The following is a 10,583-nucleotide window of genomic DNA, read 5'->3' on the forward strand; positions in this document are numbered from 1 at the left end:
ACCTCTCACGTTGCCGCCCCGCGTTCCCCCGTTCCCACGCCGATCATGGACTCGTGGTGCCGGAACTGTGGTGCTCCACCACCTTTGTCATGCAGCACAGGTCCATGATCGACGCAGGTCACCGTGGCGACCGCCCGCCGACGTGTCGCGCGGGGTCAGCGTCGGCGGGCGACGAGCACCGCGTCGTGCAGCGTGATCTCCTCGCCGTTCGGCCCGCTGGCGGCGCGGGAGCGTTCCTCCGCCGCCAGCACCTCCCAGTGGGCCGGTTCCAGGTCGGCGGCCACGTCCTGCGCGGTGTACATCATGTCCGGCATGTGCATCCGGTGCGCGGCTCCCCACAGATCCGCCGGGTGGTGCCCGACGATCAGCAGTACGCCGCCCGGTGCCACCGCCGTGGCCAGCCGGCCGAACAACTCCCGACGCTGCGCCGGGGGCAGGTGCATGAACTGCGCGGACACCAGGTCGTACGCCTGCTCGGTGGGCGGCTTGTCCCGCAGGTCGGCGTGGGTGAACTCGATCCGGTCGCCAACCCCCGCGGTCTCGGCGTGCGTGGCGGCCCGGCTCAGCGCCGTGGCGGAGATGTCCACCGCTGTCACCTGCCAGCCGCGCTCGGCCAGCCACACCGCGTCGGCGCCCTCGCCGCTGCCCACGTCCAGTGCCCGCCCCGGGGCCAGGTCGGCGACCTCGGCGACGAGTTGCGGGTTCGGCTGGCCACTCCAGACCGAGGGCCGGGACTGGTAGCGCTCCTCCCACGCCGGTTCCTCGAACGTCGTGGCCACCAACTGCCGGTACGCGGCCACCGCGTCGCGGGTCTCCTCGGCGATGAGATCGGCGTTGATGGCCGCTGCGGCGTTCAGCCCGGCCCCGGCTGACGTGATCACCTGACCACGCAGGTCGGCCACGTTGCCCGCCACCCAGACACCGGGGACCGTCGTCGCGCCGGTGGCGTCGCTCGGGATCTGGGCGCCGATGACGTGCTCACCCATCGTCACCTCCTCCGGGGCCAGACCCAGCCCCACCAGCATGTCGGAGCGGGGAGTCAGCCGGGTCGCCACCAGTATCGCGTCGAGCGCCACCACCCGGCCGTCGGCGAGTCGTACACCGGTCAGCACGTCGTCGGTCACCTCGACCGCGGCGACCGGGCCGGGCACGACAGCGATGCTCCGGGCGGCGAGCCGCTCGGCGGTCTCGGCGTCCGGAGCCGGGGCGCCGTGCAGCAGGAGCAGCACGCTGGGGCTCCACTGTCGCCACATCTCGGCCTGGTGCACGCCCAGCGGCCCGGTGGCCAGGATGCCGATGCGCCGGTCCCGAACCTCCCACCCGTGGCAGTACGGGCAGTGCAGCACGTCGCGACCCCACCGCTGCGCCAGGCCGGGCACGTCGGGCAGCTCGTCGGTCAGACCGGTGGTCACCAGCAGCCGGCGGGCCCGCACCGACGCCCCGCCGTCGAGGCTCAGCCGGAACCCGTCGTCGTCCCGGGTCGCGGCCTCCACCCGCCCGTTGCGGAACTGCCCGCCGTACCCGGTCACCTCGGCCCGCCCGATCGCGAGCAACTCGCCCGGCGGTGTGCCCTCCCGGCCCAGGTAGTTGTGGATCCGGTCGGCCGGCGCGTTGCGCGGCTCACCGGAGTCGATCACCAGCACCGAGCGTCGGGCCCGGCTCAGCGCCAGGGCCCCGCTGAGCCCCGCCGCGCCGCCGCCCACCACCACCACGTCGTATGTCTCGTCCACCGGTATCTCCCTCGTCCTCTGTCGGCTGCGCCCACCATCCGTCGCCGCCGGCAAGGTGGCAACTATCCTTGCCGTTATGGCAAACGAGGACAGCGCCGCTCTGGCGGCCGTCGGCCCCCGGCTGCGTGCCCTGCGTCACCAACGCGGAACGACGCTGACCCAGCTCGCCGACCTGACCGGCATCTCCGTGAGCACCCTGTCCCGGCTGGAATCCGGCAGCCGCCGGCCCACCCTGGAGCTGCTGCTCCCGCTGGCGAGGGCCTACCAGATAGCGCTCGACGAACTCGTCGACGCCCCCGCCACCGGCGACCCCCGGGTACGCCCCAAACCGATAGTCATCCACGGCGTGACGTACCTGCCGCTGACCCGCCGACCGGGTGGTGTCCAGGCGTTCAAGCAGATCTTCCCGCCGGACCCGTCCGCCGGGGGTCGAATCCCACAGGCCCACGAGGGGTACGAGTGGCTGTACGTCCTTTCCGGCCGGCTGCGCCTGCTGCTCGGCGACCGCGATCTGACGCTGACCCCGGGGGAGGTGGCCGAGTTCGACACCCGTATTCCGCACCTCTTCTTCAACCCCGGCCCCGGCACCGCCGAAGCTCTCAGCCTCTTCGGGCCGCAGGGGGAGCGACTGCACGTCCGCGCCCGCCCCGCGGCCACCACGCGCGATCAGTGAAGTCGGGGCATCCAGGCCGCCGGGACACCCCGACTTAAGCAACCTCGTGTCGAGGTGTTGGTGATTGGCGGTCTGGCCTCTGTCAGATCGGCGTTCGCGACCTGTTCGTACCCTCCGGGCATGACCACGCGGCGGGCGAGCGGACTGAGTACGGTGCAGGGCCACTACTGGCACGCCGTCCTGCTCGGAAATCGTTCGCTCGCGCGTCGCCTGCAACCCAGGGCGTTCCTCGACCGGAGAGCCTTGGGGGGTGTGTTGCTGGGAATGTTCCGGGTCGTGCTCCGCTGGCTCGACCCAGACCCCCACAACCCTGCCGAGATTCGCCAGTTCGCCGAGCGGGTGACCAGGTACACCTACGCGACGTACGGCGTGCCTGCGGACGAGGTGTCGCGGTGCATTCTCCGGGAGATGGGGGAGGCACCGGACGACGACGTCAAACCCGCGCATCCGGGCATCGCGGAGTTGACGGTGGTCATGACCGGCGTGCGTGATCTTGAACTCAAGCCCGGCCACATCGACCGCCTGATCAGCGGCGGCGAGGAATTCGCAAGACAGTGGGGAATCGCTCTCGCCGCCTATCGCCCCGGACCCGTCATGCGGTGGCGCTTCGAGATGGCAGAGGGCCGCTGGTACGGGTTCGCGGCCCGCAGACGTTGGAGCGCGGAGCGTATGGGTGCCTTCTCCGACTGGCTGCGGGACGACCGCGCCGTGTGAGGCACCGTGGAGCCGTCGGTGCGAGGATGGCGCGATGACCGATGCGGCACACCGCCACCGGAACGACCGGATCGAGCACCGCGACATCGTCGTGAACGAGGTCCCGGGCTTCCGCCCGCTGACACTGGATCTCGTCGTGCCGGTGGCGGCGTCCCGACCGGTCCCGGTCCTGGTGTGGATCCACGGCGGCGCGTGGCTGTTCGGCTCGCCCAAACACCCGGCGGACTGGCTCATGGAGGCGGATCCCTTCACCGCCGCCATCCACGCCGGATTCGCTGTCGCCTCCGCGCAGTACCGGCTCAGTGGCGAGGCACCCTTCCCCGCCCAGCTCGACGACGTGTCGGCGGCGGTGCGCTGGCTGCGCCGCCACGGCGACACGGTGGGCGTGGACCGCGAGCGGATCGGCGTGTGGGGCGAATCGGCCGGAGGACACCTGGCCTCGATGGTCGCGCTGACCGGAAACGATCAGGACGACAGTGGCGTCCAGGCGGCGGTCTGCTGGTACGCGCCATCGAACCTGCTGACCATGCAGTCGCAGGCGCATCCGTCCGGGACGATCGACCACGATGCGGCGGACTCACCCGAGTCCCTGCTCATCGGCGCCCCGTTGACCGACAACCCGGAAGCGGCCCGGGCAGCCAGTCCGATCGCGTACGTCACCGACCAGGCCCCACCCATGCTGCTGATTCACGGCGATCAGGACCTGGTCGTACCGGTGGGGCAGAGCGAAGAGCTTGCCGCAGCGCTGACTGCGGCGGGAGCCGAGGTCGAGTTGTCGGTGGTGCGGGGAGCGGACCACTGCTTCGTGGGAGTGCCGCTGGAGCCGCTGGTCAGCGACAGCCTCGCGTTCTTCACCCGAGTCCTGACCGCTCAATAGCCTCCACAAGCGCCGACCGGCGGACCGCGTGTATCCCGTTGACCGAGCCGCAGGAAAGTCCTGGCGGCACCGGCAGACCGCGCAGCACTTGCGGTGCTTCGGTTGCCGGCACTCGTCCTCTTCCTGGTCGCAGCACTCGCAGGTCTTCGCGACCTGTTGAGCCAGGTCCGAACGTCTCGTACTGACAGTCGTCCGTCGAGCCGCGACCTCGGCGAGCCACTACGCCAGATAGCTCGCCACTGTGGCGACGTTGGTGGCGACCGGGTCTGCCTTGCGCTGGTGGGCCACGCTGAGGCAACCCGGGCAGCGGCCAATTGGAGTGGATCATGACGATGTTTTGGCTCTGGACCGCAGTAGGCGGCCTAGCGCTGCTGCTTGTCGTCACGTTAGCCGTTGTCGTTGTGCGGCGCCGCCGGGTGGCCGACACATCGTTGACGCACGACGCCGTCCTGAGGAACGCACAGCGAGCGATGGTCGAGATGCAAAATCACCGTCGGCGTTCCGACAAGGGCACGATCCGGGGCAAGGGCGGCGGTGGTGACCCGAAGACGATGTATGACACGGCATATGGCTCGGACACCTCCGCCGGAGCCTGATCGGATCAATGCTGACCACGATCCGGCGAGTTGTTCTGCCGTCATCAGCGCGCCTGGGGTGCCGCAGTTCAGTTGGCGGAGGACCGTCGCACGTCAGTCGACGGAGGACACTGACCCAGGTAGTACTGTCGGTTTCAGGACCTGCGTGACAGATGAGTCTCGGGACGTGGGTGACACGTCCGGCTAGATGATCTAGTTCTGTTTGCTTGGCCTGGATTGGGTTGCCGCCACTGGGTTACCTGCGATTGTGTAGCCAGTCTTGGTACCAGTCGGGAAAGTCAGCCTCGGGGGTGAGGCCGCCGTCGGCGGCTCGGTCGTCGAACCAGACCTGGCCTCGGGTTGGCCCCGTGATGATCAGGCGGTGGAAGGCGCCGCAGCCGAATTCGGCGATGACCAGCGAGCCAGCGGTCCATCGCTCGTCGAAGTACTCGTCTTCGGTCATCATGTCGCCTGGGCCGGGGACGCCCGGTTCTGGCACGTGGTAGGCGGGATTCCATGCCTGCGTGTGCGGGAAGGGGGTGGCTAGGTAACCGGGCCGGAGACGTTCCTCTCGGTCCTGGTCGCTCAGACCCTCGCCGTCAAGGGGGAATAGCCCGCAGTAAGGGCCCGCGCCGCCGTCGCCGACCTCCCGCAGGAAGCTGCGGTAGGTGTCTGGCAACGTGATGTGGTGGTGGCCCTCGAATGCGGCCAGGTCGGCTTCGCGGAGAGTGGGGCCGAATCGGTATCGATGGCGCCGCGCCCCGAAGCGTTGGAGTTCGCGGTCTTCAGCTCGCATAGCTGCGAGCCGGGCTCGGATGTCCTCGACGTCCCACATGTTCCTCATCCTGGTTCGGTGCTGTCAGCCTACGGTTGCTTCTGCCGGTGGCGTTGATGGCCTCTTTGAACGTGGTGGCTCCGGTTTCCGGGCTTTGGAACGAGCGATCGACTTGGTAGTCGTGCGAGGCACCTCGGCCACGACCTGGTCACCGTCGAGGATGCGGAAAGTCCTGTCGGCGGCTTCGGACCATGAACGTTCGACCGGCGTGGGCGTTGCCGACGTGGATCATTTGACCAGCGATGACGAGGGCTCCTCGGCAGCTGACGCGGCGTTCGACCCGCACGGGTTCGGGGCTGGGGGTGGGTGGCGGTCCGGCGGGGCGGGCGTCGCGTGCTGGCGGCCTCGGCTGCGATGAGGGGGTTGGGCAGGCTGCGCAGCAAGACACCACCGGCGGTGATCTGCAGGAGGCCGCGGTCGAGTAGGACGGTGACGCGCCTGCCGGCGAAGTGGTAGCCGACGGGTTGTTGCCGTCCGGCGAGGCTGATCAGGCCGGTGGCGTTGACGAGGCGTTCGACCTCGATGGGGGCGCCGGCCTGAACGGCGCCGGTGGTGATCGGTGGTGGCCCAGCTGGTTGGGCGTCCTCGGCGAGCAGCTGCCGCAGGTGGGTAGGGGTGAGCCGGGACGGGACGGTCTTGAGCCGGACACCGTCGATGAGTAGGTGAACGACGGTGGCGTCGGCCCACAGGGTGACCGGGAGCCCGGCTCGGATGGGGCTGAGCCAGAACTGTTGTCCGCAGACGGCTACGGGGACGACGAGGGTGCGGAGGACGATCGCTGAACGTTCTGCGCCTGCGACCAAACGCAAGCACCCGGCGGATGGCAGGAAGCGCGGTTGCGGTATTGGCCGTCGTGGTGGGGCGCGTCGGTGCGGTGGCGGGAGTACCGTCGATTGTGGTGGTCTGCCGGGTAGTGGCTGGTGGTCCGCTGCCCGGACCGCTACCTGGGAGACGATGATGAGCGATCCTGCGGCCTTTGGTGCGCGCCTGCGGATGCATCGCGAGCGTGCAGGGAAGACTCGACCCGTTCTCGGCGGGCTGGTCGGGCGTAGCGCGGAGTGGGTCAAGGCGTTGGAAAATGGCCGGCTACTGCCGCCACGCCTGCCCATGCTGCTGCGGCTGGCTGAGGTGCTCGACATCTCGGATCTAGCGGATCTGACCGGTGATCAGTCGTTGCCGGTGGCGTCGGTGACCAGGGCGGGGCACTCCGAGGTCGGCGAGGTCGCTGCGGTGATGCAGCGGGCTTCAGTGCCGGTGGGCGCGGTGACGCCGGTTGTCGTGTTGCGTGACCTGGTGAATCAGGCGTGGGCCTTGTGGCATCGGTCGACGACCGAGCGTACGGCGGTGGCGGTGGTGCTTCCGAGGTTGCTGACGGATGCGCAGCGGAGTGCCCGGATGCTTGACGGCGCGGACCGTCGGCTGGCGTTGGTGGAGTTGGCGCGGGTGTATCACCTGGTGCAGTTGTACCTTGCGCACCAGCCTTTGCCGGAGTTGGTGTGGCTTGCTGCCGACCGGGCGATGTCGGCGGCCCAGGACGCGGACGACCCGGCGGCATTGGCGGTGGCGGCCTGGTACTACGCGCACGTCTATCGGGGTGCGAATCAGGTGGATGCCGCCGAGCAGGTACTGGTCGAGGCTGCGGGTCTGGTTGACCCGGCGACGGGTGGCGAGCAGTTGGCGCGATGGGGTCAGGTGCAGCTCGGTATCGCGTTGGGCCACAGCAAGGCTGGCCGGGCCGGTCGGGCGTGGCGGGCTTGGGACGCCGCCGAATCAGCCGCGCGCCGGCTCGGTGACGGGTACGTCCATCCGTGGCTGATGTTCGGATCGGCGGCGTGTGCGGCGTACGCGGTCACCATCGAGACGGACCTGTGCCGCACGGGTGATGCGGTGCGGCGGGCCGACACCACCGACTATCGCGCGTTGCCCTCGCAGACCCGCCGGGCTGCCGCGCTGATCGATGCCGCTCGGGCGCACATGCTGGACCGTGGGGAGGTCGCGGCGGTGCACCTGCTCGGCCGGGCACTGCGGGAGAGCGTCGATACGGTGCGACACAACCCGTACGCCCGCACTGTTGCTCTGGAACTGTCGAACCGGCCGGGCACGGTCGGTGAGGACGCCCGAGAGTTGGCCCTCGCCATCGGCATGATCGGGTAACCCTCCCTGAGGTACAAAGTCTCCCTGCCGCGGCCGGTGACCACTCGTAGCGTTCCCGTCACTGGCGGCGGCGAGCCTGTGCCTGCTTGACAGCCGATTTAGGCGGACAGAGTTTCGTCGCCGCTCCCTGTTGCTTGATCGAGGGGGCGAGTCTGTGGCGATCTGGTCTGAGCTATGCGCATTGATGCGGTGGCTGTCTCGGCGGCCTCAGCCGCCGCCATCGCCCGGGATCGGGCAGCGGTACCAGGACGTTGAGCAGGCGGCGGCACAGCAGCGTCTACTGGACCACGCGAGGCAACTGCGGCGGTGCCAGGGCCATCACGAATCGGCGGACCAGCTCAGAGCACGCCGATCGGAGAGCTTCCGGTGACCCGACGGAAGGCTAGTTCGCCTGGCCGGTCAACGGTGAGCGACCGGCGCGTGTCGTATGACGAGTACATCTCGGCCACCGCGTTGACCTTCGCACGGCGGCATCGGCCGGTCTGGTCCGCGCAGCTCCAGCGGCGGATCTGTCGTTGTGGGGTCGACTTGCCCTGCCGTGCCCGGCACCGGATTCCGATCAATCGCTGGCACTGGCCGCAGGCAGGTGAGCAGTGAGCGGTGCATTGGAGCGGGTGATCCTCGCCGTGCACGTTCTAGGGTTAAACGGCTGGTGTGTCCGTTGCCTGGTGTGGTGGGCGAGGTTGGCTCCGTACCCGTGTTGGCAGGCGGAGCGGGTGGGCAGTCGGCAGGGCCGCCCGTGCGACGTCCGGTTTCTGGACGGTGTGCGATGACCAGCCACGGCCCCGTTATGCCGATCTGGAGCTGCGGCGGCTGTGACCTCCCGTGGCCGTGTCCAACGCGGCGGCGTGAACTGCGCGCGGAGTACGCGGACGCGCCGGTGTCGCTGGCCCTCTACCTCGGTGCCTACCTCATTCAAGCCACCGAGGACATGCCCTGGGCACCCGCCGGCACTCTGCACCGCCGCTTCATCGGCTGGACCAGACAGCCGCCCGAAGTACAGCAGCGAAGTACAGCAGCCGTGCCCGTTGAACCCGACCGGCAGGATCGCCACCAAGCCGTAGACCTCGGATGACACCCGAGCCAGCTCGCCGACAGTTCACACCCAAGAGGTCACTGGCCGTCGTCCGACCCAACACCGTCGCGTCAACGATCGGATTGCTGGGCGCAAGGGCACGCTGAAGGCAGGTCCGTCGTTCCAGAAACGCCCCGCCAGCGCCGATCTTGCATTTATTGTCGCCAATATTTACGGAATGATCTGTTATGTCGCGACAGTAATCGCAAGATCGCGGAAGAGGGGCAGCCTGCCCACGTCGATCATGGAAAGACGGCGCCCGGTTTGGCCCGATCGGGCACTTTGCCACCCACCACAACTTCATGATCGACGGGACGGCGCGGGGTGGACCACCAGCCACTCCGTCTAACGCAATGGTCTTGTCGTCCAGGCAGTCACCGCCATCGACGCTGTTCACGTGAAGGTGCCGGGCCGACTCGTTGCTCTGACGCTGAAGCGTATCGCCGGCAGTGTCGTGGTCATGGGGTGACGTGCCGCGAGGGCCGGACCGGTTCCCCTCCGGTCCGACCCTCGCGATCAGGTCCGCGTCAGGCGCGGATCCTTCGCTGCCGGACGACCAGCAGCAGTGCCGCTCCGAGGAGCACCGCCAGTACGCCGGCGCCCATCCAGAGTCCGGCCGGGAATGACGTGCCGGTCACCGGGAGCTTGCCCTTCACCGGGATGGTGATGGTGGACTCGGGTGAGACCGGCGATGGGCCGTCCGGCGGTGTGCCGGTCGCCGTCGCGGTGTTGCGCAGCGACCCGTTGTGGTAGTCGGCCTTGCTGACCGTGTACGTCGCCGCGCAGGTCACGGCGGCGCCGGCCGCGAGGGTCACGGCGCCGTTCGGGGTCCGTTCCGGACCGCAGGTGATCGGGCCGAGGTTGGCCGCCGAGGCCGGCGCGGTCAGGGCGTCGGTGATCGTCACGTCGGTGAGCGACACCTGGCCGGTGTTGGTGACCACGAACTGGAACGGCACCTGCTGCCCCGGTCGGTAGATCTTGTCGGTGCTGCTCGACTTCACCACAGTGATCGCCGCGCCCCTGGTGGCCGTCACCTCGGCCGTGGCCGGCGTGGAGCGTACCGGTGCGGGTGGGGTCTGGCCGGGGATGGTCGGCGGCGTGCCGGCGGCGACGGCCGTGTTGGTGATCCGACCGGTTTTGATGTCCGCAGCGGTGACCGCGTAGGTCGACGTGCAGGTGGTGCTCTCCCCGGCGGCCAGGGTGACCGCGCCGCAGGTGAGCGCCCCGGGCGTCCCGGTGCCGGAGAAGTCGGTCTCGTCGACGGTCACCGCACTGAGCGACGTGGTGCCGGTGTTGCTCACCACGAACCGGTACGTGACCACGTCCCCGGCCGCGGACACCACAGTGGGCGTCACCGACTTGGTGATGGCGATCGCCGGGTGCGGGATCGGGATGTCCACCGGTGACGGCGGGGAGACCGGCGGCGGCCCGAACGGCGGCGTACCGGTGGCCGTGGCAGCGTTGCGCAGCGACGACCCGGTGAAGTCCTCAGCGGTCACGGTGTAGGTCGTCCGGCACTGGATGGAGGCGCCTGGCGACAACGTCACCGCCCCGTTGGGGATGTTCTGCGGACCGCAGGTGATCGGCCCGAGCACGCCGCGCTCGGACGGCGGCAGCACTGTGTCGTTGACTGTCACGTCGGTGAGAGTGAAGCCGCCCGTGTTGACGACCAGGAAGGTGTACGGCACCTGTTGACCCGGTGCGGCGATCACCACTGTGGTCGTCGCCTTGATGACCTCGATGTGGGCGACGAGGCCGGACTGCGGGATGGTCACCGTCGACGGCGGCGAGTCGACAGGCGTACCCCCGCCGGGCGGTGTGCCGTGCGCGGTGGCGACGTTCGTGACGCCGTCGTTGTCGAGGTCGGCCTGGGTGACCGTGTAGGTGGCGGTGCACAGGGTCTGCGCGCCGGGGGCGAGAGTCGGCGGCGTTGATCGGGCTGTTGCCGGC

At 69.3% G+C, this 10,583-nt stretch carries 8 protein-coding genes; 5 read left to right on the plus strand and 3 right to left on the minus strand.

Annotated features, from left to right (window positions below; translation table 11 throughout):
* Positions 1-155 precede the first annotated feature (155 nt).
* The gene (locus ABZ406_RS29935) at positions 156-1,730 is read right to left on the minus strand and encodes a bifunctional NAD(P)/FAD-dependent oxidoreductase/class I SAM-dependent methyltransferase (protein WP_357768748.1); all 1,575 of its coding nucleotides are present in this window, start codon (positions 1,728-1,730) and stop codon (positions 156-158) included.
* 76 nt (positions 1,731-1,806) lie between these two features.
* Here ABZ406_RS29935 and ABZ406_RS29940 point away from each other — a divergent pair, with 76 nt between their 5' ends.
* The 4 genes from ABZ406_RS29940 to ABZ406_RS29955 all read left to right on the plus strand — a co-directional run bounded on the left by ABZ406_RS29940 (position 1,807) and on the right by ABZ406_RS29955 (position 4,590).
* On the plus strand, positions 1,807-2,403 hold the full coding sequence (locus ABZ406_RS29940; RefSeq protein WP_357768750.1) for a helix-turn-helix domain-containing protein: 597 nt from the start codon (positions 1,807-1,809) through the stop codon (positions 2,401-2,403).
* A 120-nt stretch (positions 2,404-2,523) separates the two neighbouring features.
* Entirely contained in the window at positions 2,524-3,117 is a 594-nt protein-coding gene (locus tag ABZ406_RS29945) for a hypothetical protein (RefSeq protein ID WP_357768752.1), read from the plus strand.
* A gap of 34 nt (positions 3,118-3,151) precedes the next feature.
* Positions 3,152-3,994 (plus strand): alpha/beta hydrolase, encoded by an 843-nt coding sequence (locus ABZ406_RS29950; protein WP_357768754.1) that lies wholly within the window; start codon positions 3,152-3,154, stop codon positions 3,992-3,994.
* Positions 3,995-4,320: 326 nt separating this feature from the next.
* Positions 4,321-4,590, plus strand: a complete 270-nt coding sequence (locus tag ABZ406_RS29955; RefSeq protein WP_357768756.1) for a hypothetical protein — start codon at positions 4,321-4,323, stop codon at positions 4,588-4,590.
* 235 nt (positions 4,591-4,825) lie between these two features.
* Here ABZ406_RS29955 and ABZ406_RS29960 read toward each other — a convergent pair whose 3' ends face one another.
* Positions 4,826-5,404 (minus strand): SMI1/KNR4 family protein, encoded by a 579-nt coding sequence (locus ABZ406_RS29960; RefSeq protein WP_357768758.1) that lies wholly within the window; start codon positions 5,402-5,404, stop codon positions 4,826-4,828.
* A gap of 957 nt (positions 5,405-6,361) precedes the next feature.
* Between ABZ406_RS29960 and ABZ406_RS29965 the strand changes: the two genes are divergently transcribed.
* A complete protein-coding gene (locus ABZ406_RS29965; protein ID WP_357768760.1) occupies positions 6,362-7,558 on the plus strand; it encodes a helix-turn-helix transcriptional regulator in 1,197 nt (398 codons plus the stop codon).
* Positions 7,559-9,160: 1,602 nt separating this feature from the next.
* On the opposite strand, the gene ABZ406_RS29970 is transcribed toward ABZ406_RS29965, so the two are convergent.
* Positions 9,161-10,583: hypothetical protein (locus tag ABZ406_RS29970; RefSeq protein WP_357768762.1), on the minus strand; the 1,423-nt coding region annotated here is incomplete at its 5' end.

Origin of the sequence: Micromonospora sp. NPDC005710 (genome assembly GCF_040630995.1) — a bacterium.
GTDB lineage: Bacteria > Actinomycetota > Actinomycetes > Mycobacteriales > Micromonosporaceae > Micromonospora.